General features: G+C 52.7%; 25 protein-coding genes. 4 read left to right on the forward strand and 21 right to left on the reverse strand.

Annotated elements, in window-relative coordinates; genetic code table 11:
* The first annotated feature begins 130 nt into the window (after nt 1–130).
* Entirely contained in the window at nt 131–379 is a 249-nt protein-coding gene (locus H7U36_RS10130; RefSeq protein ID WP_033126194.1) for a TIGR03905 family TSCPD domain-containing protein, read from the forward strand.
* Nucleotides 380–724: 345 nt separating this feature from the next.
* Here the strand turns inward: H7U36_RS10130 and H7U36_RS10135 are convergent, their stop codons facing one another.
* Together H7U36_RS10135 and H7U36_RS10140 are read right to left on the reverse strand one after the other, a co-directional pair.
* A complete protein-coding gene (locus H7U36_RS10135; RefSeq protein ID WP_205156094.1) occupies nt 725–1216 on the reverse strand; it encodes a DUF6147 family protein in 492 nt (163 codons plus the stop codon).
* Between the two features lie 79 nt (nt 1217–1295).
* Nucleotides 1296–2207: a DUF4367 domain-containing protein gene (locus tag H7U36_RS10140; protein WP_205156095.1), complete on the reverse strand. Its 912-nt coding sequence runs from the start codon at nt 2205–2207 to the stop codon at nt 1296–1298.
* Between the two features lie 114 nt (nt 2208–2321).
* On the opposite strand from H7U36_RS10140, the gene H7U36_RS10145 reads away from it, so the two are divergent.
* Nucleotides 2322–3389, forward strand: a complete 1068-nt coding sequence (locus tag H7U36_RS10145; protein ID WP_191429390.1) for an undecaprenyldiphospho-muramoylpentapeptide beta-N-acetylglucosaminyltransferase — start codon at nt 2322–2324, stop codon at nt 3387–3389.
* Between the two features lie 42 nt (nt 3390–3431).
* Here the strand turns inward: H7U36_RS10145 and H7U36_RS10150 are convergent, their stop codons facing one another.
* Nucleotides 3432–4001 (reverse strand): RNA polymerase sigma factor, encoded by a 570-nt coding sequence (locus tag H7U36_RS10150; protein ID WP_191493585.1) that lies wholly within the window; start codon nt 3999–4001, stop codon nt 3432–3434.
* Nucleotides 4002–4022: 21 nt separating this feature from the next.
* Nucleotides 4023–4442, reverse strand: a complete 420-nt coding sequence (locus H7U36_RS10155; protein ID WP_033126135.1) for an HIT family protein — start codon at nt 4440–4442, stop codon at nt 4023–4025.
* 90 nt (nt 4443–4532) lie between these two features.
* Between H7U36_RS10155 and H7U36_RS10160 the strand changes: the two genes are divergently transcribed.
* Nucleotides 4533–5258: a sensor histidine kinase gene (locus H7U36_RS10160; RefSeq protein ID WP_205156096.1), complete on the forward strand. Its 726-nt coding sequence runs from the start codon at nt 4533–4535 to the stop codon at nt 5256–5258.
* Here H7U36_RS10160 and H7U36_RS10165 read toward each other — a convergent pair.
* The 12 genes from H7U36_RS10165 to H7U36_RS10220 all read right to left on the reverse strand — a co-directional run bounded on the left by H7U36_RS10165 (nt 5211) and on the right by H7U36_RS10220 (nt 14949).
* Complete coding sequence (locus tag H7U36_RS10165) at nt 5211–5816, reverse strand: rhomboid family intramembrane serine protease (protein WP_205156097.1); 606 nt, start codon at nt 5814–5816, stop codon at nt 5211–5213. The two genes, H7U36_RS10160 and H7U36_RS10165, sit on opposite strands and share 48 nt — an antisense overlap.
* A gap of 111 nt (nt 5817–5927) precedes the next feature.
* Nucleotides 5928–6755, reverse strand: coding sequence for a DUF6382 domain-containing protein (locus H7U36_RS10170; protein ID WP_243426750.1), 828 nt, complete (start codon nt 6753–6755; stop codon nt 5928–5930).
* An 18-nt stretch (nt 6756–6773) separates the two neighbouring features.
* Nucleotides 6774–7205, reverse strand: coding sequence for a TadE/TadG family type IV pilus assembly protein (locus H7U36_RS10175; RefSeq protein ID WP_033126132.1), 432 nt, complete (start codon nt 7203–7205; stop codon nt 6774–6776).
* 49 nt (nt 7206–7254) lie between these two features.
* Nucleotides 7255–7743 (reverse strand): prepilin peptidase, encoded by a 489-nt coding sequence (locus H7U36_RS10180; RefSeq protein ID WP_191493583.1) that lies wholly within the window; start codon nt 7741–7743, stop codon nt 7255–7257.
* A gap of 2 nt (nt 7744–7745) precedes the next feature.
* Nucleotides 7746–8594, reverse strand: coding sequence for a TadE/TadG family type IV pilus assembly protein (locus H7U36_RS10185; RefSeq protein ID WP_191493582.1), 849 nt, complete (start codon nt 8592–8594; stop codon nt 7746–7748).
* Between the two features lie 117 nt (nt 8595–8711).
* Nucleotides 8712–10211, reverse strand: coding sequence for a DUF5702 domain-containing protein (locus tag H7U36_RS10190; protein WP_330637095.1), 1500 nt, complete (start codon nt 10209–10211; stop codon nt 8712–8714).
* Complete coding sequence (locus H7U36_RS10195; protein WP_081958039.1) at nt 10192–10368, reverse strand: Flp1 family type IVb pilin; 177 nt, start codon at nt 10366–10368, stop codon at nt 10192–10194. The genes H7U36_RS10190 and H7U36_RS10195 overlap by 20 nt, the downstream gene beginning before the upstream one ends.
* Nucleotides 10369–10424: 56 nt before the next feature.
* Nucleotides 10425–11711, reverse strand: coding sequence for a hypothetical protein (locus H7U36_RS10200; RefSeq protein WP_243127208.1), 1287 nt, complete (start codon nt 11709–11711; stop codon nt 10425–10427).
* Nucleotides 11648–12469, reverse strand: a complete 822-nt coding sequence (locus tag H7U36_RS10205) for a type II secretion system F family protein (protein ID WP_138303644.1) — start codon at nt 12467–12469, stop codon at nt 11648–11650. The genes H7U36_RS10200 and H7U36_RS10205 overlap by 64 nt, the downstream gene beginning before the upstream one ends.
* On the reverse strand, nt 12351–13568 hold the full coding sequence (locus H7U36_RS10210; RefSeq protein ID WP_138303646.1) for a TadA family conjugal transfer-associated ATPase: 1218 nt from the start codon (nt 13566–13568) through the stop codon (nt 12351–12353). Before H7U36_RS10210 ends, H7U36_RS10205 begins: the two co-directional genes overlap by 119 nt.
* Nucleotides 13495–14469 carry a P-loop NTPase family protein gene (locus tag H7U36_RS10215; RefSeq protein WP_191493580.1) on the reverse strand — a complete coding sequence of 325 codons (975 nt, stop codon included), beginning with the start codon at nt 14467–14469 and terminating at the stop codon, nt 13495–13497. The genes H7U36_RS10210 and H7U36_RS10215 overlap by 74 nt, the downstream gene beginning before the upstream one ends.
* Before the next feature lie 249 nt (nt 14470–14718).
* Nucleotides 14719–14949 (reverse strand): pro-sigmaK processing inhibitor BofA family protein, encoded by a 231-nt coding sequence (locus H7U36_RS10220; RefSeq protein WP_033126130.1) that lies wholly within the window; start codon nt 14947–14949, stop codon nt 14719–14721.
* Nucleotides 14950–15071: 122 nt separating this feature from the next.
* Here H7U36_RS10220 and H7U36_RS10225 point away from each other — a divergent pair, with 122 nt between their 5' ends.
* Nucleotides 15072–15314: a YaaL family protein gene (locus tag H7U36_RS10225; RefSeq protein ID WP_138303650.1), complete on the forward strand. Its 243-nt coding sequence runs from the start codon at nt 15072–15074 to the stop codon at nt 15312–15314.
* On the opposite strand, the gene H7U36_RS10230 is transcribed toward H7U36_RS10225, so the two are convergent.
* The 5 genes from H7U36_RS10230 to H7U36_RS10250 all read right to left on the reverse strand — a co-directional run bounded on the left by H7U36_RS10230 (nt 15311) and on the right by H7U36_RS10250 (nt 20181).
* Nucleotides 15311–15799 carry a deoxycytidylate deaminase gene (locus tag H7U36_RS10230; RefSeq protein WP_138303652.1) on the reverse strand — a complete coding sequence of 163 codons (489 nt, stop codon included), beginning with the start codon at nt 15797–15799 and terminating at the stop codon, nt 15311–15313. The two genes, H7U36_RS10225 and H7U36_RS10230, sit on opposite strands and share 4 nt — an antisense overlap.
* Before the next feature lie 40 nt (nt 15800–15839).
* Nucleotides 15840–16469 carry a uracil phosphoribosyltransferase gene (upp, locus tag H7U36_RS10235; protein ID WP_138303654.1) on the reverse strand — a complete coding sequence of 210 codons (630 nt, stop codon included), beginning with the start codon at nt 16467–16469 and terminating at the stop codon, nt 15840–15842.
* A gap of 20 nt (nt 16470–16489) precedes the next feature.
* Entirely contained in the window at nt 16490–17539 is a 1050-nt protein-coding gene (locus H7U36_RS10240; RefSeq protein WP_138303657.1) for an L-threonylcarbamoyladenylate synthase, read from the reverse strand.
* A 25-nt stretch (nt 17540–17564) separates the two neighbouring features.
* Nucleotides 17565–18248, reverse strand: coding sequence for an N-acetylmuramoyl-L-alanine amidase (locus tag H7U36_RS10245; protein ID WP_243127212.1), 684 nt, complete (start codon nt 18246–18248; stop codon nt 17565–17567).
* A 133-nt stretch (nt 18249–18381) separates the two neighbouring features.
* Nucleotides 18382–20181 (reverse strand): glycosyl hydrolase family 18 protein, encoded by a 1800-nt coding sequence (locus tag H7U36_RS10250; protein ID WP_138303659.1) that lies wholly within the window; start codon nt 20179–20181, stop codon nt 18382–18384.
* Nucleotides 20182–20204 lie beyond the last annotated feature (23 nt).

Raw genomic sequence — 20204 nt, forward strand, 5'->3', positions numbered from 1 at the left:
ATAGCTGGGTGCTGACCCAGCCGTTGATTTCAACCTGCCTTTTTGATATAATTTCTTCGATGAAAGACATCTTCTCCTCTGTACAGATCTCTGTACAGGGAGTGCAAAGGATAAGGAGGTTTCTATCATGATACAGTTCAGACCACAGGGCGTCTGTTCACAGCTCATCAATGTAGAGCTGGACGGCGACACCATCAAATCCGTAGAATTCGTAGGCGGATGCGCCGGAAACACCCAGGGAGTTGCCCGGCTTGTGGAGGGCATGAATGTAGACGAGGCCATCTCCCGTATCGAGGGCATCCAGTGCGGCTTTAAACCCACATCCTGTCCGGACCAGCTTGCCAAGGCTCTCCGCATGGCAAAGGCACAGGAGAACTAATGCAAAAGCACTAAATTGGAAAGAGAGGGCCCTCCGCCACTCTTATTTGTGGCAGCGCCCTCTCTTTCGTTTAGTTTTTTCTTTTTTTGTGTGCGTTCTCTTATGTCCCGCCAAGCTGCTGTATCTGCTGCTTCACGACGTCTTTAGCCCTTTCGGGCCTGTATGACGGCTTCTCAATGTAAGGAAAAAATAAAATTGTTATTTGATTATTGTTTCCAGGTGCGCCACGAAGCAGCAGATACAGCAGCTCGGCAGGATGGTTTGGTGCCCATTGGGCTTTTCGATCAAAAGATCGAGTTTAAAATGTTCTCTTGGTTTGGTTTTTTAATTATTTCTTTTTGTTTTTTAGTCTTCTTCGGGCTCATGAATATATAAACCATCAGTATAGGAACTGCTCAAGTCATTTCCTGCTGAATGGACACAGCGTACTCTGTAGTACCAGTCTCCCTCTACTTCCAGCAGTTTACTTGTACTGGCAACATAAGTATTCTTATTCTCCTTCTGCCAGGAATCCACATAATGCCAAGTGTCATTTTCATCTTTTGCTCTTTCCACAATAACAGCCACTTTTACAAGCTCTACCTCGTGCTGAGCAATCGTCGTGCCACCGGCATAAATTTGTCCAGGGCCTAACTCTCTAATTTTGGAATACCCTGTCTGCAGATCCACACCTCTGGTCATTGCGCCCGCAATACCTGTAGATTCATCTTCGCATGTCAGGTATGAGCCGTCTAACATAGGCTTGCTTTCATTTGCTTTTGTTGGGAATTCTGCGGTTATTGTAAGGCCCATCATCAACATAGCTGCGAAGCATACAGATATCAGTCTCTTTTTCAAAAAATGTCCCTCCTTTTCCTTGTTCTGCTTTTCTTTCCATATAGTAAGACACATAACTTTACAAAAACTGACGCGTTTTTTAGAAAAAATATAAATTATTTAAAATTTCTTCTATTTCTCCTTTTTCCATAATACCTGTAAGTTGATAGTGAACGTCTTGGTAATCAAAACTAGCCGAATATTTTTTCTTTCCGGTTTCTTTTATTTCATATTCTTGAATGGTGACTTCGACCATATTTAAGGGATATTTATATTCGTGTATAAAGATATCTTCTATGTCTGCTCCCCAAGCAATATCTTCTTGAGAAAAGTTCATAATATACGAAATAATGTCTCCGTCTTTTTCAAAAAACATATTTACCACCTGCAAATCTGTGTCGATTTGCGCATCCAAAAATTCCATTTCAGGTAACAATTTAATGATTCTTACCGGATCTATAGCAAACGCATTTTTTATCTCTTGGTATATCCTCTCCTCCTGGTTCTCTCCTGAATCCAACAAATCCTCTTCATCAGAATTGACTTTTGTCATCTCCCTACTCCCCACCACCTGCTGCAGAACCTCCATCACCCTAGCCGGTCCGCCGACACCTGTGATCCCCACAGCAGCCACAATGACGAACACTGCCGCAACACCGGCCAGGCGCTTGAAGAAGCGCTTTTTCCCATGCCTGGATCCGGATTTGGAATCGACTGTGTTTTTCCTCTCCAGGGCCTTCTCCTTCTGGATCTGCCGCCCAAGACGCAGCGCCTCCTGATCCTCCGGAGACAGTCTGCGCACAGCCTGCTGCCGCTCATACTCCTCTATTTTTTCGTACAGCTTCTCCTTAGCGCTGTCGTCAGGGGACAGCCCGGCAATCTCGGGATTATTTTCCAGTTCCTCTTCAATCTGCTCAGCTTCTCTGCGCATCTGCTTTTCCAGGAGAGCCTTGAACTGCTCTTCCTCTCTCTGCTCCTCGCAGGACTGTTCATTATTAGAATATTCTCTCATCGGCCACCTCTCTGACTATTTCTTTCGTACTGTGATTGCTACTTTTCCTTGACCCCCGACGTACTTACGTTTACAATTGTTAATAGAAATTAAAATCGGAGGAATACAGATATCATGAAACGTATTATTTTAACTGGCGGCGGTACTGCGGGCCACGTCACCCCGAATATCGCACTGCTTCCCCGGCTGCGGGAGTTACAATATGATATTCACTACATCGGCTCCTACAATGGCATTGAGAAGGAGCTGATCGAACAGTTCGGAATTCCTTACCACGGGATCTCCTCCGGAAAACTGCGCCGCTACTTCAGCGTCCAGAACTTTACAGATCCTTTCCGGGTGCTGAAGGGCTTTGGCGAAGCGAAAAAGCTGATCAGGCTTCTCAAACCGGATGTGATCTTCTCCAAGGGAGGATTTGTGTCTGTCCCGGTGGTCGTGGCAGGGAAACAGTGTAAAGTCCCCGTAATTATCCACGAGTCCGACATGACGCCTGGACTTGCCAACAAGCTTTCCATACCTTCCGCAGTGAAGGTGTGCTGCAATTTCCCGGAGACAGTGGATCTTCTTCCTGCCGACAAGGCTGTTCTGACCGGATCCCCCATCCGCCAGGAGCTTCTTGAGGGAGATGCTGAAAAAGCAAGGAGTTTCACGGGCTTTACGTCTGATAAGCCGGTCATTCTCGTAATCGGCGGAAGCCTGGGAGCTGTAGCTGTGAACAATGCGGTGCGGAGCAATCTCCCGGAGCTTCTGAAGGATTTTCAGATCATCCACCTGTGCGGCAGAGGCAAGCTTGACCCCACCCTAAACAATCTGAACGGCTATGTCCAATATGAATACATCAAGGATGAACTGAAAGACCTCTTTGCCCTGACAGACATCGTCATTTCCAGGGCGGGAGCCAATGCCATCTGTGAGCTTCTCGCACTGCACAAGCCGAATCTGCTGATCCCCCTCTCCGCAAATGCGAGCCGTGGCGACCAGATCCTGAACGCCCGCTCCTTTGAGCGCCAGGGCTTCAGCATGGTATTGGAGGAAGAAGACATTACAAACGAAAAATTCCTCTCCTGCGTCCATACTCTCTACGAGAACAGACAGCAGTACATTGAGGCCATGTCCAAATCCCATCAGCAGAATTCTATTGATACTATTATTGATTTAATAGAGTCTGCTGTCAATGAATAGACGCGCATCCTTAAAAAACAGGTGTCAGAACGACACCTGTTTTTATGCTTCATGGATGTGGTCAAATTCTTCTCTGTAATTTTTCTTTATCCAGTTTCTTGCTCTATACAGCATACTCTGCAGACTTTCCAGACTCATATCCATACACGCAGCGACCTCCTTCTGAGGTTTCTCCATACAATACACAAGGGTAACCGCGTCATACCATCTTCTGTTCTTGCGGTAAAGCGCATCCAGGATGGTGTCAGCGGCCTCAAGCACTTCTTTCCTCCACAGCTTGTCAAAGAAGATTTCCTCGCCGCCTTCCACAGAACCATATACTCCCTCCTCTTCATCCTCCATGTCGAGGACAGTACTGCGGCTGTTATCTCTGATATAATTCAGCGTAATATTCTTTGCAGTGGTGAGAAGCCAGTATTTTGTGTTCTCCACTCTCGTGTGTTCCATGTAAATGTAGTACCGCAGAAAGGTTTCCTGCATGATATCTTCTGCCGCGTACCACTCTTTTATGTACAGAAACGCCGTCTGGAAAATGAGGTTCTTGTACTTTTCGTAAACAGCATCGAATCCCTGTCTGCCTATGAACTCAATTCCCACATCATTTTCCTTCATCTTCAGTTTTTCTTTTCCGGATTACTGCTGGCCTTCTCTCAATTTTGCCAGGATTTCATCTCTGTCCGCATCGCTGAGCTCGCCCATCTTCCAGCCAAGCCCAACCTCGTCATCCTTATAGCGGGGGATCATGTGCAGATGGAAGTGGAAGACTGTCTGCCCCGCGCACTCTCCATTGTTCTGCACCAGATTGTAGCCGTCACAGCCCAGCACGTCCTTCATGCGGGATACGATCTTCTTGGCTGTTGGAAGCACCTTTGCCGCTGTCTCATCCGGCAGGGCATAGAGATCCGCATAGTGCTCCTTCGGGAGAAGCAGCGCATGTCCCTTTGACGCCGGGCCAAGGTCCAGGATAGCCCGGAAATCATCGTCCTCATAGATTGTCGCTGACGGAATTTCTCCGTTTGCTATTTTGCAGAAAATACAGTTGTCATCTCTCATCTTCTTTTCCCTCTTTCTTTCCTAAAATTGTGATTGAATATTTTAACCGCCGATGCTAAACTTTTACTTCAGAAAGGCGGTAATGAACCTATGTTTACAAGTACAGATTACGACAAATTACAGCAGCTTATGGCAAAATCCCCGGAGAACCGCGCCCTCATCGAGAAGCTTCTGGCTTCCCATGAGGAGTCGCTGTCCACCATCAGCCATGAGATCCGGAATCCTCTGACTCTTGTATACAGCACCCTCCAGCTTCTGGAGTCCCGGCATCCCGGGATTGCATCAGACCGGTACTGGGTATCCATGCGGGAGGATGTAGAATATATGCAGCAGCTCCTGACAGATCTGTCTTCTCTGAACCACAGCCGCTCACTCTTTTTGACAGAATTTTCCTTCCGCTCTTTTATGGAACAGATTGTTCTCTCCTTTGCCGCCTCCTGCGCCGAGAGCCCCGTTGAGTTCACTTCCCGGCTGGCGCCGGACCTTCCCTCTTTCAGGGGGGATCGGGTCAAATTAAGAGAGGTCTTCTTAAACCTTCTTCGAAACGCGCGGGAGTCTATTGACGGAAAAGGCTCTATCCGTCTGGATGCAGCCTGTTCTTCATCTGAAATTGTCGTCGCCATCCGGGATACCGGCTGCGGCATCAGCCAGGAACATCTGGATCATATCTTTGAGCCCTTTGTCACCTTCAAAAAAGGAGGCACCGGGCTGGGCCTCGCCATTGCGGACCGGACAGTCCGGGCCCACGGAGGAAAGATTTCTGTGACATCAGCGGTAAATGCCGGAACGGAATTCCGTGTCTCTCTTCCTGTATAGGAGAACCGCCAGCACAAATCCCACCGCCAGCCCGCCGATGTGAGCAAAATTATCTACCCCCGAACTGGTAAACCCATAGTACAAAGTCAGGGCGATCATGACAAGGATGCCCTGGCCGGAAACATTGCCAATCTGACCGTGGTTGCGCACCGCAATATAAAGAAGGGCTCCTATGATTCCGAATATAGCGCCGGACGCCCCTGCGCTCACAGCAAAATCCCCGGTTCTCATCTCTACCAGAGCAGACAGCATATTGCCGCCAATGCCCGCCGCGAAATAGATGATCAGAAATTTAATCTTCCCGACCACCAGCTCCAGCTGCCAGCCCATCACACCCAGCATAAGCATATTGTTGACCAGATGGGAAAATCCAAAATGCAGAAAAATGGATGTGATCAGCCGATAGTACTCTCCCTGCTGCAAAAGGGGAAGATACATGGCTCCGTTCTGAAGCATATAGTATGCATCCTCTGTCATCCCTCCAAAGCTGAGAAAAATAAACACTGCCACATTCACCACGATCAGAGCGACCGTACAGGGTGCTTTTTTTCGGCACATGCAAGACTCCCTTTCACTTTCCGCATTGTTATGTCTGTGTCACATTTGTTCCATTATACCATATATTCCCATTTTCCGGATATCTTTCTTAAAAAATCAACATATTGAAGCCTACAGCTCCTCCTCATCTATATAAATGCCATCCCAGTCTCTCCAGGCTGGCTTTTTGTGACGTCGGAGGAAATCCCGGACCGGCCGCCACATATTTTCCGTCTCCCGCATAATGCTGCTCCCCGCTTCCTGCTTTGCGATCCAGTCGTGCTCTGATGTGTCGTAGGCGGAACCGGGAGCAGCCGTCAGCGCCTCGCCGCCCCTGTCTTCGGGCCATCCTGTCTGACCCGGCCTCTCCTCCCCGGCTCTCCTCTTTTTCACTTCTTCCTCCTGCATGGCCTCTATCTGCCTGGCAATCTTATGCAGACTGTAGTTTTCCTTCATTGTCTCCTTGTGGAGAAGGAAGGAAGTGCGCACGCTGGCGTCATCCCTGAAATCTGTCCACTGTACAAACTGCTCTGTCAGGCGATGAAAAGCTTCCCACACATTCCAGCCCCCGCCAGGATAGTAGCAAAAGTAGTATGCCCCGTCCTCCCAGAAGATATACTCCGGATCCAGGAGCAGGTGATCCGCATCCAGAAGATGGGCATTGATCTCTCTAATCACATTCAGCAGTTCCGTTATAAACTTTATCATTTCTTTCATATCTATTTTTATTTCTTTGTATCTTGTCTTCAGCGAGGTCTTCCCACTGATATCATACTCGTACATACTGGTGCCCTCTTCGCCATGGCCGCGCAGACACAAGAGCCCTTCCATATCGTTTTCCTCCAGCATACGCATCTGGTAATCTTCTGTATACTCTCCTTCGCACTCCACCACGAGAAAAGTAGTATCCAGTCCTCTTCGTATGCCGACCTGCTTTATTCCATATTCTTTTACATCCATTTTTTCTCTTCCTCTTTTTCATCCTGTAATTCTCCGTATTCTTCTTATATGATCTTCCGGTTCTGTCACAGCCGCCCGCTGGACAACCCGCAAACTGAAATATCTTCTGGAAGCCGAGGCAGTGACTGTGATCTCATCCTCTCCCACCTGGATATCCGCGCTGGCCCCCGGAAAGAAGATACATTTCCCATGTATCCGTTCCTGAAAGGCCTGGTTCAGGAGGGACGCCTCCACTCCCTCCTTCTCTCTGGCCTTTGTGCTGCCTACAACTGCCGTCTCATAGGCACAGGAAGAAATTATATTCTTGTCATGAAAATAAAATAATAACAATATGCTGCTCACAAGGATCAATCCCACAAGGGGCATCAGGCAGGCAGCCTCCACGGTCAAGCTTCCTTGGCAGCCTCCCGGGTCTCTCTCCTTCCTTTTCTCTCCATACTTCTTTCCCATATTTTTTCACTCCTCAGACTCCTTTCCCCGCCGGGCAGCCTCTTCCCTTCTACGCCCGGAAATATTCTCCTGCCAGCAGGATCACAAAGCCTGCCGTTAGAAACGGTGTCATGGGCAGGACTGCCTTGCGTGACCACTTCTTTTTGACCAGGCACACTGCCGCAGCAGCCGCCAGCAGCACCCAGGCGACAGCGAGCACCTCCATAAGCCCCCAGAGGCCAAGGTAGATCCCCAGCGCCATGACCAGCCAGCCGTCCCCGTATCCCACAGCCTCTCCCGTGAGCCGGGCGACTCCCAGTAAAAGCAGCCCGGCTCCGGCTCCCGCTGCTGCCCAGATCAGATCCATCTCATCCGCCCTACCCAGTTTTCCTTCCGCCATTGTCAGCGTGTACAGCGTGCGAAAGGCTGCCAGCAGGTTGGCCAGTACAAGGACTGCTTTGGAGATCCTGTGAAAATAGATATCATAGACCGAGATGCCCAGCAGAAAGGCAAGGCAGATCAGATTTTCCACCGACAATACTTCCTGTAACTTTTCCATTTCTATCCACACTTGGAACAAGCCCCCTTCCCCACCGCCTCAGACAGAGGGACCGCATAGATGGTCCTCTTCAGCCCACTGCAGTTCAAGCTACTGTGATATCGGTCTCCGTAATCAGTGATATACACTCCGCCTGCGGTTCCTCTCCGGGCACAGGTCTCACATGGATAGTACTTTCCCTGGCTTTCGTTTCGCAGATGCTCTACACTCTCTGCAGGCACCATCCGTATGGAAAGCTCCAGATAGCTGCAGTGATAATCCCGATGATACACCATGCCCGTCTCCGTAATGTAGACGGTTTCCTCATTCTCTGCCAGAAAGCCCGCCCGCTCATAGCCGGTCCATCCCTTGACCCGGCAGCTCTCCTCCATGGGCACCACCGCGCTCCCGAAAACGGGGAGCGGCAGATACACACGGTAGCTGGCCTTCAGCTCCATGATCCCGGTACTCATGGACATATAGGATTTTTCACAGTGCACGCCGCTGCTTCCGTTCTCCACAATGCTCCGGTCCAGCCGCTCCGCACCCACTGCGTTCACAAGCTCCTTCTCTATGCTGCCCGGCAGAAGCAATGGTTTTCCATAGGAACTCTCGGCTGCAATCTTCCCCGCGTACTGAAGGCCGCTTCGGATACTTGTCCGTATCGCCATGACCTCAGACATATAGCAGAGAACGAGCACTGCGAAAAAGAAGAGGGGCATGGCAAGCGCCGCCTCTACCGTGATGCTGCCCTTCGTATGTTTTCCGGGAGTGCACAGGGGCGCCCTCCTGGTGGCAGGGAAATCCTTCCAAGGAGGATTACCTGAATAAAAATATGAGAGTATGTTTTTGACGTTATATGGGAGTATCATGCCAAAGCTCCTTTCTGACCAAATATTAAAAGAATACAGGAGGGCGCCCCTGTGCACTCCCTTCCTGTGGCCGGCAGCCTTGCCGTCTCACCAGCCGGCCAGTCACGCGGCCCGCCGTCATCGGTAACCAAAATAGGTGGAAAAGCTGTACGTGATCCCTCTGCGCAGACTACAGCTGCTGTCCAACTCCATCTTTGTGATGCAGTGGTCGATGCGAAACCATTCCAGCCCCTTCCCCAGCCGCATGTGCTGCTCGATAAGATCCAGGCTCCGCATAGCCGCCTCGTCTGTGTCCGTGAGGAAGAGAAGGATCTGCAGGTACTCTTCATAGCTCATGCCGCCCTGGGTGTCCTTTCCCTCATTCCACTCGTCCTCACTTCCCAGAGTCAGAAGCCCGGAGAGCTGGAGCTGCCAGCTCTCACTGTCCTTCACAAGGGGAACGCGACTGCCCTTCAGCAGGGCCCGCAGGTCTACGATGCTCTCACCGAAGGACCAGGCGAAAAGGAAAGCCTGGGTGACCGCCTCTATGATGGCAGGCACTGCCAGCAGAGTACAGAGGGTGGCCGCCATGGCCGCTGCCTCGGCCCTTTTGGCGCTGTCGGTCTGGATGTAGGCAAAATTGGACACAAGCCGGATCAGGAGCAGCCTCTGGACTGTCTTTTCCAGATTTTCCGCATCTGACGCCTGGCCGCTGACCACATACTCCAGCTGGTAGTCCAGCCCGCTCCCCAAGGCTTTGGCCTCTCCTGACAGTGCCGTCTGTCCGGCGCCCGCTGTTCCCGTCCCCTCCGGAACCGCCGAGGAAAAATGATCCATCAGGTACACGCCCAGGGCCAGTCTGGAGGCCTCCCCCTGCTCCGCCACATCCTCGAAGGAACCGTACCCCTGCTGCAGCGCCCTCCCGGAGGGCTGCTCTGCCAGGGAAATCTGCTTCCGGGACACCTGCCTGTCCTTTGGCATTACAAGGGCAAGAAGAGGAGACTGCTTTAACTGCTCCACCGTTTCCAGCGGGTTGTCCTCTGAGGGAAGGCTCTGCTCTTGCTCCTCCAGAAGGGAAGAGAGCTCCCGACTGCCCTCCTGTTCCTGCTCCTGGTAGTCCCTGATCCCCTCATCCTGGGATTTCCAGGTCTGAGCGCTTCCCAAAAGTCCCTCCAGCTTGTCCAGCCCGTACCTGTACTTCACCCAGTCGCTGACCTGGGACAGGAAGGGACCGCCCCCGTCGTCGGTGAGAAGCTGGAGCCTGGCCATGGTGTGATCCATATTGGACGCCCCGTAGTAGGCCAGCCGGTCAAACACCTTTTCCTCACTGTAGCTTCCGCTCTCATAGCTTCCCTCAAGAGCAAACAGCTCATACTCCTCCAGCAAATCCTTCTGATATTCCGCAAAGACCGATTCAATAGCCCGGTTCATGTCCGCCCGCCTGTAATTCTTGGCCGACTGGATGGAGGCGCTCTCCATAAGGGAGCCTGCAAAGGCGATGAGAAGGATGAATATGAGGGCCAAAAAGGCTGTCATCTCTCCCGGCAGAGCCTTGGCCGGCCGCACCATCCCCGGGAAATCCCCGCCGGGCCTGCCAGAGAGGTCCCTGCGGATCTCCCTATATACCTGCGCTTTCACTTGTAATCTTCTCAAAGATAGTCTGTACCAGGCTTGTGAGCTGGGACTTGAATATGATCACGAGTCCGATAAGCACCACCAAAATCAGAATGACCTCCACCACGCCAATCCCCTTTTTATCCTTCATCAAATGCATCAGATAATAGATTCTCCACATATGTTTTCCTCCTTTTTCTCGGATTTATCTTTCGCCAAATCAAAGCCGCCGGAAAGCTAAAGCGAGATGGACAAAAAAGCCGGGACGATGACAATGACCAGCACCACGGCCAGCATAAGGAACATGGGGAGCAATAACTTAGTCCCCGCCTCCTCGCCCCGGCGCCTGGCAAGAGCCTTCCGCTCCTCAAAGGCGTGGATGCCTTCCAGCCGCAGAGCATCCGCCAGCCCCTTTGTCCCTCTCCGCAGATTCTGAGACAGGAGGGCTCCCAGCTTCATGTAGGCCTGCAGGCCGCACCTGCCGCCAAAGCTCTCATAGCAGTCCTTCTCCGGGACACCTCCGCACATCTCGTTCCAGGCGGCGGCCATCTCCTCGTAGGCGGCCCGCTCCCCTCTTGCCGGCTTTCTCCTCTGGTAGTCGTCCACAATCTTCTTCCAAGCGCTCTTGCTGCTCATGCCCGCTCCCAGAAGAAGGTTCAGCTGGCTGACGATCTGGGGGTAGTCCATCATCATCTGCTGCTTTCTCTTCTCCTCGTCCTTTTTCTCATTCTGCTTTTCCAGGCAGAACAGAAGAACCACGGTCATAAGTCCCATCGCCAGGATCACTGCCCCTCTTGTGTCCATGGGGTAGTGGTAGCTGATCTTCTGTCCATCCACCTCTTTCGGTAATTTTATCGTTTCTTTCGTCTTGTTTTCATTGTCATACTCTGCAATCCAGGCTCTGATCTTCTCGATCAGCTTCTCCTCCTTTGTCCTGGCGGCAGGGCAGAGCCTGACCGTTATCTCGTGAACCGCCTGCCTGGTCTGGTCCTGGGTGTAGGTCATAAAGGCCTTCAGGTTCACAAGCACGCCTTCTCTCTCCTCCACCAGCGCTTCCCGCAGGGCCTCCTCCTGGATCTCACCGCTTACATTCAGAACCTCGTACCTGTCCAGCTCCCACTCCACGGCGATGGGAAGGTCCGGCAGCTCTGTTACCAGGGACAGATCCGCCGTCACCTTGTCCAGACTCTCATTTTCTCCCAGCACCAGCACCTCCAGCTCTTCGGCTGCCCTGTCAAATATCTCCTGCAGCTCCTCCGCTGTGTACTGCCGCTCTCCCACGGTGACATCCAGCCTCTCTTTGGCCTCTTCTCCGTCCGCTGTAACCCGGAAGCTTTCACTCTTCTCTCCCTTCCCGTAGCTGTTTCTCTCTATCTGGCTCTGGTCTGCTGCCGCTCTGCCTGCATCTGACACCAGCAGGGCCATAGCGCCCAGGACAGAAAGGACTGTGACAAGAAGGATCAGATTTCTATATTTACAATTTTTCGCCCGAGATACCAGGCTGCCAAATACACTGCCAGACATGCGCTCATCACTCCTGCTCCTATGAGATTTCCGTACAGCGCGCCCATAAATTCCGGAAAGCTCAGCTTCATGTAAGCCACGATGCCAAAGGGAATCACGGACATCACCCTGAACTCATATTTTCTGGCTGCAAGAATGGTGTCAATCTCTCTTTGCATCTCCATCTTGTCCCGAATCTGGGCAATGGAATCCCGGATGACCTTCAGGGAGTCACCTCCGCTCTTTTTTGCCGTGACAAAGACATTGACGAAGCTCTGGAGATCCTCCTGGTCTATCCTCCGGGCCCACTCGTACAGGATCTGATCCATGGGGATCTGCAGATAAATCTGCCGGATCATGTAATCAAACTCCCGGCTTATGGCCGTCTGTTCACTATATAATATATTAATATCTTTTTTTGTTTCTTTTATGGCATTTTCCAGGGAATACCCCACGTTCAGAGCTGCCGCAAGAGAGCGGATCGCCTCCTGAAACTGGAGGGCAAATTCTCTTTTCTTCTTTTCCAGGCACTCTGCCTTCCAGTATCTGAGATACAGAAAGACTCCCGGTGCGCACAGGAGAAAGGCCCATATCGATTCATAGTAGAGCCAGGCAACCGCTGCAAGAAATCCTGCATATTTTAAGACCGCAAGAATATACTCATGGGGTCTGATATCCTGCTGAAAGTAATTTTTCTGTGTGCAGGAGCGGCCGGACCTTCTGCCATCTTCCCTCGATGACGCCGTCTGTCCTCCTGCATTTTGTCTCCTGAAATTCATAGAGACAGCCTGTCTGAATTTCCCCGTCCTCATAGTCCAGCACCTCCACGATCTCCAGCACCTTTCTGCTCTTATCCCGAAGCCGCCCCACGTGGATGATGATGTCAATGGCAGAGGCGATCTGCCTCTGTATGGCCGCCAGGGGAATGTCCATCCCCATGAGCACCATGGTCTCCAGTCTCCGCAGCATGTCTCTGGGGCTGTCGGAGTGGCCAGTGCTGAGGCTACCCTTATGTCCGGTGGACATAGCCTGTATCATGTCAATAGTCTCTGCTCCTCTGACCTCCCCCACGATGATGCGGTCCGGCCGCATCCTGAGGGCAGTCCGGATAAGCTGCCGGATGGTGATCTCCCCGGCTCCCTCCATGTTTGGATTTTTGGCCTCCATCCTCACCAGATTGGGCACTCCCTGGATCTGAAGCTCCGCGTTGTCTTCGATGGTAATGACTCTCTCCTCCGACGGTATGAACTGGGACAGGGCGTTGAGAAGCGTGGTCTTGCCGGAACCGGTGCCTCCGCTGATGAAGATATTGTACCCGGCTACGACCAGCATCTTCAGAAAGCCCGCCGTCTCCTCGCTGAGGGCTCCCAGGCGGACCAGGTCCTGCATGGTGATCTGCTCTGAGGGAAATTTCCGGATCGTCACCACCGGCCCGTTGAGGGCCACAGGATAGAGGACCACATTGACTCTGGATCCATCTGAAAGGCGCGCATCGGCGATGGGCACCGACTCGTTGACCATGCGGTTGGCCCCCGCCACGATCTGCTGGATCACGTCCTCCAGCCTGCTCCGGGAGGGGAAGCGCTTGTCTGTCATGTATATCTTCCCTTTTTTCTCCACGAAAATATTCTGTGTGCCGTTGATCATGATCTCCGTAATCTCCTGGTCCTCGATCAGATCCTGCAGAAGGTCCAGCCGGCGAAAGGCATTGTAAAGCTCCCGCCCCAGCTCCGCCTTCTTCTGGAGAGGAATATACTCTCCTGCGCTCTCCTCGTCCAGCACCCGGAAGATCAGCTCTGTCAGCTCATCGTCTCCGATCTCTCTTGACAGATCCAGTCTGGCCAGTACCTTTTCCTGGAGCTGTTCTTCTGATATCACATCGTACCACCCTTTCTGCCACATGCCCGCAGCCGGCCTGTTCAAGGGCTTCCTCGAACTGCCGTATCTTGGAGGAGGCCGCAGGGTCATCTGCCGCAGACATATAGATCTCATCACAGGCTTCCAGTATTCTGTACAGCCCCTGCACGCTGTCGCCGATGTCCAGCACAAGGGTGTCATAGATGCTTGTCCGCAGGATCTCCTCAAATAGCCAGATCCATTCTCCCGGGGACACGTCTCTGATGTCATCCGGTATGACTGCCGGCGGCACATAGTCCACGCCCTCCAGGCTCTTTACCAGCCCTGCCAGGACACCCGCCAGCTTCCTCGACTCCTGCTTTGCGTAGTAGAGAAGCTCAGACATGTTCTTCTGCCTCTCCTCCGGAAAATACGAGCCTGTCCCCGCATAAACCTCCATGTTTAAGTACAGCACGTTCTCTGTGCGGGACAGCTCTCTCCCCTTCCGGAGAGCCATTCTTGTCTGCCCGAGCCGGCGCACAGGCGAATAAAATCCTATGATTCTTCCATTTCCTTTCTTGCGTATCCGGAGAAGCTCCGCCTTCTCCCCTCTTGCCAGAAGTTGCATCAGACACATACAGATCTGTTCCCCTGACTGATATTTGAAAATGGTGTCCATGTCCTTGCCCTCGCCTCTCTCTGACGTGAGAAGAACGGTCTTGGCCGCCTTTTCCCCTTCGCCCTGAAGATCGTACAGCTCCCTGAGATCCTCAGAAATCAGCAGGATGTCGATCGGCATCTGCCCTGCTGCCTCCTGGATCTGATCGGGACTTTTACATATTTTTACTTGAAAGGCAAGTTCCCTTTTCCCGTTCAGAAACCCGGCAAGCCTGGCAGCGTACTCTGTCTCCGGATCGCAGATGACCAAATTTCTGCTGCTCACATACATCCTCCCCACACGCTTTGCGCATGCGTAAAACTACTTGCTTGTTCTGTTTACAGTTCCATATTTAGTTGTGCTTGTCTGTTTTTGAATTCTCTGCCGAAAAGGCCTTGAATTACAGAAACATTTGTCAGATTTTCAACAAGATTTAATCAGATACAAGTTATGAAAACTTGTACGATGTATTATAGCCCTACACCGCACAAATGTCCATAGCTTTTTCAGAAATATTTTTTCTTTGTGAAATTCTCACAAAGATTGGTAGATCACAATCCCGTAAAGGAGCGCAACCCCAGGTATTCCAAGGACTCCGGATGTCAAAAAGGACACCGGACTCAGGCCCACCGCCATGTCTATTCCCCGCAAGTCAAGGAAATAATTTACAAAGAAAATGACAGCCATCCCCACCATCGCGCGTATCACAAAGTTCAGCACCCATCCTGTCTTTTCTCCCGGCCCATACTCTCTCCCGTCTTCCATACGCCCTGCCCGACGCTCCCTGCCTGCTCATTTTTACATATATATGACAGGCTTCAGGTATTTTATTCTCAAAATCTGGCTATACTGGAAATAAAGAGAAATGACTGTGGAGGTGACTGCACATGAAGCTGTTTCAGCGGGGACGGGCAGCCGAGGAAGACATCTACAAAAGGCTGTCCTTTGACCGGGACAATTTTGACATTGCCGAGGAGATCGCGCAGGCCAGGCAGGAGATCGAAGACGCCTACAACAACTTTCAGAACGCCTGCGATCCCGACCTGATCGACTGCTATATTTACCGGGGAAACGCAGCATGGAAGCGCTACTGTTTCCTTCTCCGCCAGGCAAAGGCCATCCAGTCCTAAAGCTCGATCTCGATTTTCCTGCCGGTCCTTCGGTAGGGGTGGTATTTGACTCCGGCCGCGTCGAACATCCGCATGGATGCAGCCACGGACGGAGTCCCTTTGTATTTGTTGCAGTCATAGATGACTTCCTTGATGCCGCTCTGGATGATCGCCTTGGCGCACTCGTTGCAGGGGAAGAGGGACACATACAGCTTGGCCCCCTCCAGGCTGCCGCCCCTGTAGTTCAGGATGGCATTGAGCTCGCTGTGGACGGTATATACATACTTGGTCTCCAGGGGATCCTCCCCCTCCCTGTTCCAGGGAAACTCCTCGTCGGAGCAGCCTATGGGGAGCCCGTTGTAGCCCATGGACAGGATCTTGTTGTCCTGGCTCACGATGCAGCACCCCACCTGGGTGTTGGGATCCTTGGACCGCTGTCCGGACAGGATCGCAACTCCCATGAAATACTCATCCCAGGTTATATAGTCTTCTCTTTTATTTGCCATAAAAATGCCTCCCGTTCCATTTCCCTGACACTCTGTTCTCCTATTTTGTTCCGAAAATGCGGTCTCCCGCGTCTCCAAGGCCGGGCACGATGTAGCCGTGATCGTTCAGATGATCGTCCAGGGCCCCGATGTAGAGATCCACATCCGGGTGTTCCTTCTGCATCCGCTCCACGCCCTCCGGCGCCGCGATGGTGCACAGGAAGCGGATCTTCTTTACCCCCTTTGCCTTCAGGAGCTCAATGGCCGCCGCACAGGAGCCTCCTGTGGCCAGCATGGGATCCACCACAAAGACCTCCCTCTCGTCGCAGTCTGCAGGCAGCTTGCAGTAGTACTCCACCGGCTCCAGCGTCTCCGGATCCCGGTACAGGCCGATATGCCCCACCTTGGCCGCCGGTATCAGTGCCAGCATACCCTCCACCATGCCGATGCCCGCCCTGAGGATGGGGACAATGGCCAGCTTTTTTCCCTCCAGCTGCTTGGCTGTGGTCTCACAGATGGGGGTGGTGATCTTCACATCCTCCAGCTTCAGGTCCCTCGTGGCCTCATAGCACATGAGCATAGCGATCTCCTCCACAAGGGCTCTGAAATCCCTGGATCCTGTCTCCTCTCTCCGGAGCAGCCCGATCTTATGCTGGATCAGCGGGTGATCCATTACGTACACATTTGACATTCTTTTTTCCTCCTGCATTTTTAAACATTTATCACATGATGCCCTGCGGCCTTCAGAAGCCTGTTCATGACAGCGCTCCCGATTCCGTCAGACGCAAATGCTTCGCTGTAGATAAACTCTGTCCCGTCATCGTCAAAATCACGCAGGATGGCGTACAGATTGGCCGCCACTGTACTCTCATCCTCCCTGGTGCCGATGCACTTCACATTCCTGCTGGTGTACCTGTCCATGGTCTCCCGGGTGGCTATAATGCCGGTGCGGTGTCCTTCCCTCTCCCGGGCGGCTGCAAGCTCGCTGATCTTGTCCACCACCTTCTCAAGAGATCCCTCCACGACAGTCATCTCTGCCCTGGGCGCATAGTGGCGGTACTTCATTCCCGGGGCCTTGGGCGGGGTCTTGCTGTCCGCCGTGAGGATGGTGTGGTCCACAGACACCTCCCCCACCGTCTCCTCCAGCATCTCCTTCGTGACAGCCCCCGGCCGCAGGATCATGGGCGGCTCCACCGTCATGTCCACGATAGTGGACTCCACGCCGATGTGGACAGGGCCACCATCCAGGATCATATTGATCTTTCCATCCAGGTCGTCCAGAACATGCTGCGCCGTGGTGGGGCTTGGCCTTCCGGAGGTGTTGGCGCTTGGGCCTGACACGTAGCCTCCCGCCGCCTTGATGAGAGCCAGCGTTACCGTGTCGTCAGGCATGCGCACAGCCACTGTGTCCAGTCCCCCCGTTGTCCCGTGGGGGACAATTTCACTTTTCTCAAAGATCATGGTCAGCGGGCCGGGCCAGAATTTCTCCGCCAGTGCCACCGCCTTCTCCGGCACTCCTTTTGTGATGGGATACAGGTCCTTAAGGTCGGCGATGTGGACGATAAGTGGATTGTCGGAGGGCCTTCCCTTGGCGGCGTAGGTCTTTCTGGCCGCCTCCTCGTCCAGGGCATTAGCCCCCAGTCCGTACACTGTTTCCGTAGGAAATGCAACCAGTCCGCCCTGCCTCAGGATCTGCCCGGCTGCATCTATGATATCCATATTCATTTGTGCTTTGTCTATTTTTTCTACTCTTGTCTTCATGCCCTTTATTATAGCATCAATCCGCCTATTTTACCACCCAGCTTTCAATGCCTTTGGCAATGGCCCCAGCCAGCTTCTCCTGGTACGACTCGTCTGTCAAAAGAGCCGTCTCCTCGGGGCTGGAGAGAAAGCCACACTCCACAATCACAGTGGGTACCTCCGTCTTTTTCAGCAGGTAGTAGGTGTCGTTTGCCTTGATGTCCCTCGTATTTTCCTGATCAAATTCCAGCAGCTCCTTCTGCAGCGCCTCCGCCGCCTGCTTTCCTTTGTCCGAGTGGGTGAAATAGAAGATCTGGGCTCCTTTTACGGAAGGGTCGGGATAGCTGTTCTGGTGGATGCTGACAGCGATGGCCGGCTGGCGCTCATTGATGATACTGATCCTGTTGTTCAAATCCTCCAGCTTCTTGTTGTCCGCATCCTCATCTGCCAGCATAGCGTCCTCCTCCCTTGTCATCACAACCTCCATCCCGTCCTTCTCCAGCTTCTCCTTCACCTTCAGGGAGATGGCCAGGTTGATGTCCTTTTCCAACTCCTCATTTGCCCCGATCTTGCCGGGATCCCTCCCGCCGTGCCCTGGATCCAGAACGACCAGATTTCTCCTGACATTCTCCTGCTGCACGCTGACATATGTGCGGACCTTTCCCCCGGCGAAGAGAAGACCGGCCAGCACAGCCAGCGCAAACAGCAGCTCCATGATCCTTTTCAGCAAAAAAGCACCCCCCTGTCAGCATATACCAAAACGATCATTTTCTTATCCGTCTATAGTATATGCCGCCCGGAGGGCGCTTATTAATGCCGTCGCCAGACTGCTCCTGCCTTGCCTGACATGATTTTACTTTACGTTAATTTACATACTGCAGTATCAGCTCCCAGATGTCCGATGTCTCCTGTCCCAGACGCCATGCGGCTGTGCCGGCCAGCCCGTAGTCCTTCATGAGCTTCAGCCGGGGCTCCAGTGACTGGGCGTCCTCGAGCCACACTTCGTAGGTGACTCCGTTCGCCTCCCAGGTAGCGTAATTCTGCTGTGTCGTCTCATCCCAGGTGATCTCGGCTCCCGCCTGCTCCACCACAGCCCTGGCGTCCGCCATCCCGTAGGCGGTGCTGGTCACATTCGTGGTGTACTCAGCCGCGTCCGTGCCCTGGTCAGCAGCGATCTCCTCCTCCGTCTTGGGAGTCTCCTCCCACACTCGTGTAAAGAAGGGCACCGCATTGATCACCTTCTCAGCCGGAACCTCCTTCAGCGTGTTCTCAATGCCTGCCTTCACAAAATCGTAGGAGGCCACTGAGCCCGCCTCAGGTGAGCCGCCGTAGTGCTCGTCGTAGCCCATGATGACCACGTAGTCCGCCACTGCGCCCTGCTCCTCCCGGTGGTACTGCTGGTTGTAGCTCTGAGGAACGTAATTGTCCACGGAGAGCACGATGTTGTTCTTCCTGCACTGCACGGACAGCTCCCGGATAAACTGGATATAGTGCTCACCGCACTCCTCTGAGATCATCTCAAAGTCCACATTGATGCCGTCGATCCCGGTCTGGAACACGGCCGCCATCAGCTGGTTGATCAGGTTTGTCCTGCTTGAAGTGCTGGAGAGCAGCGCATAGGACTCCTCCTGGGAGCTGATGCCTCCGTCGAAATCCCGAATAGCCGCCCACACCTCGATATTGGACTGATGGGCATAGTTCACATACTCCGAGCTGGCGATAGACTCCAGGTTGCCGGACGTGTCCGCCACGTGGAACCAGGTTGGAGAGATAGTAGTCAGCCCCTTTGTGTTGGCGATCATCTCCAGGACGCTGCTATTGGCGTCAGAGTTGGTCACGTTGTGCCATGCCATGTTGATCACGTAATCCTCGGAAATATTTGTATATACAGGCTCCTCGAAGCCTCTGTCGTAGGTTGTCTTTTTCTCGTTCCGGAGCCTGTTCTTCTTCACATATCCGATGAAGCCATCCTGGGTGCGCACCTTCTTCCAGTCGCCCTCGTCCTCGATGACAGCCACAGTGTCTCCCTTGGAGACCTCCGTCAGGATGGGACTCTTCACCCCGCCCTGATAACGCACCTGGGTGTCTCTTTTCACCTCCGCCACTTTCTCTTCCTTCTCTGTCACCACCACCGCTCTGTCCGGGTCGGTGAAAACTTCGTAGGACATGTCTGTGTACTGAGCCACAAAATCAAGCGCAATGTACGCTGTACTTCCCTCTGTCCTTAAAATGACGTAGTCTGTGCTCGTTTTCTGATTTGCGAGAGTGTACTCGCTGGCTCCCACGCCCACGCTGACCGTGTCAGTAGGCAGCGTGTAGAGCAGCACATTCTCACCTGGATCCCAGTAAAATCTGGAGTTGATATAGTCCCGCACGGTTGCGTACTCCACATAGGCTCTTCCATCGGAGATCATCCCCCTGGGTTCAAGGATCTCATTATTCACGACAATAGCCAGCTGACCGTCACTTTCTATTCCATAATATTCATTCCTGTCAGCCTGCTCATCTGAGGGGCCATACCGCCTCCACAAAAAGAACGCTGCAACAGCCGCTATGATCACTATAATAAAAAATCCTGTCTTCAGGATAAGATTTCTCTTCCTTCTGCGCCTTGACTGTTTCCGTCCGCGCGCAGTCCTCCTCCTTCTGCGTCTCTGATCCATGCTGCACCTCCCACACACATATA

The sequence above is a fragment of the Faecalicatena fissicatena genome (assembly GCF_016900595.1).
GTDB classification, from domain to species: Bacteria; Bacillota; Clostridia; order Lachnospirales; family Lachnospiraceae; genus Claveliimonas; species Claveliimonas intestinigallinarum.

Coding starts and splice junctions, on each gene's coding strand:
- H7U36_RS10165 (WP_205156097.1), bottom strand. CDS start 5,816: ATGTGCCGAAAAAAAGCACCCTGTACGGTCGCTCTGATCGTGGTGAAT.
- H7U36_RS10250 (WP_138303659.1), bottom strand. CDS start 20,181: ATGGATCAGAGACGCAGAAGGAGGAGGACTGCGCGCGGACGGAAACAG.
- H7U36_RS10205 (WP_138303644.1), bottom strand. CDS start 12,469: ATGAATTTCAGGAGACAAAATGCAGGAGGACAGACGGCGTCATCGAGG.
- H7U36_RS10200 (WP_243127208.1), bottom strand. CDS start 11,711: ATGTCTGGCAGTGTATTTGGCAGCCTGGTATCTCGGGCGAAAAATTGT.
- H7U36_RS10150 (WP_191493585.1), bottom strand. CDS start 4,001: ATGAAGGAAAATGATGTGGGAATTGAGTTCATAGGCAGACAGGGATTC.
- H7U36_RS10180 (WP_191493583.1), bottom strand. CDS start 7,743: ATGGAAAAGTTACAGGAAGTATTGTCGGTGGAAAATCTGATCTGCCTT.
- upp (WP_138303654.1), bottom strand. CDS start 16,469: ATGTCAAATGTGTACGTAATGGATCACCCGCTGATCCAGCATAAGATC.
- H7U36_RS10195 (WP_081958039.1), bottom strand. CDS start 10,368: ATGTGGAGAATCTATTATCTGATGCATTTGATGAAGGATAAAAAGGGG.
- H7U36_RS10155 (WP_033126135.1), bottom strand. CDS start 4,442: ATGAGAGATGACAACTGTATTTTCTGCAAAATAGCAAACGGAGAAATT.
- H7U36_RS10175 (WP_033126132.1), bottom strand. CDS start 7,205: ATGGGAAAGAAGTATGGAGAGAAAAGGAAGGAGAGAGACCCGGGAGGC.
- H7U36_RS10140 (WP_205156095.1), bottom strand. CDS start 2,207: ATGAGAGAATATTCTAATAATGAACAGTCCTGCGAGGAGCAGAGAGAG.
- H7U36_RS10145 (WP_191429390.1), top strand. CDS start 2,322: ATGAAACGTATTATTTTAACTGGCGGCGGTACTGCGGGCCACGTCACC.
- H7U36_RS10240 (WP_138303657.1), bottom strand. CDS start 17,539: ATGAAGACAAGAGTAGAAAAAATAGACAAAGCACAAATGAATATGGAT.
- H7U36_RS10185 (WP_191493582.1), bottom strand. CDS start 8,594: ATGATACTCCCATATAACGTCAAAAACATACTCTCATATTTTTATTCA.
- H7U36_RS10160 (WP_205156096.1), top strand. CDS start 4,533: ATGTTTACAAGTACAGATTACGACAAATTACAGCAGCTTATGGCAAAA.
- H7U36_RS10225 (WP_138303650.1), top strand. CDS start 15,072: ATGAAGCTGTTTCAGCGGGGACGGGCAGCCGAGGAAGACATCTACAAA.
- H7U36_RS10220 (WP_033126130.1), bottom strand. CDS start 14,949: ATGGAAGACGGGAGAGAGTATGGGCCGGGAGAAAAGACAGGATGGGTG.
- H7U36_RS10230 (WP_138303652.1), bottom strand. CDS start 15,799: ATGGCAAATAAAAGAGAAGACTATATAACCTGGGATGAGTATTTCATG.
- H7U36_RS10170 (WP_243426750.1), bottom strand. CDS start 6,755: ATGGATGTAAAAGAATATGGAATAAAGCAGGTCGGCATACGAAGAGGA.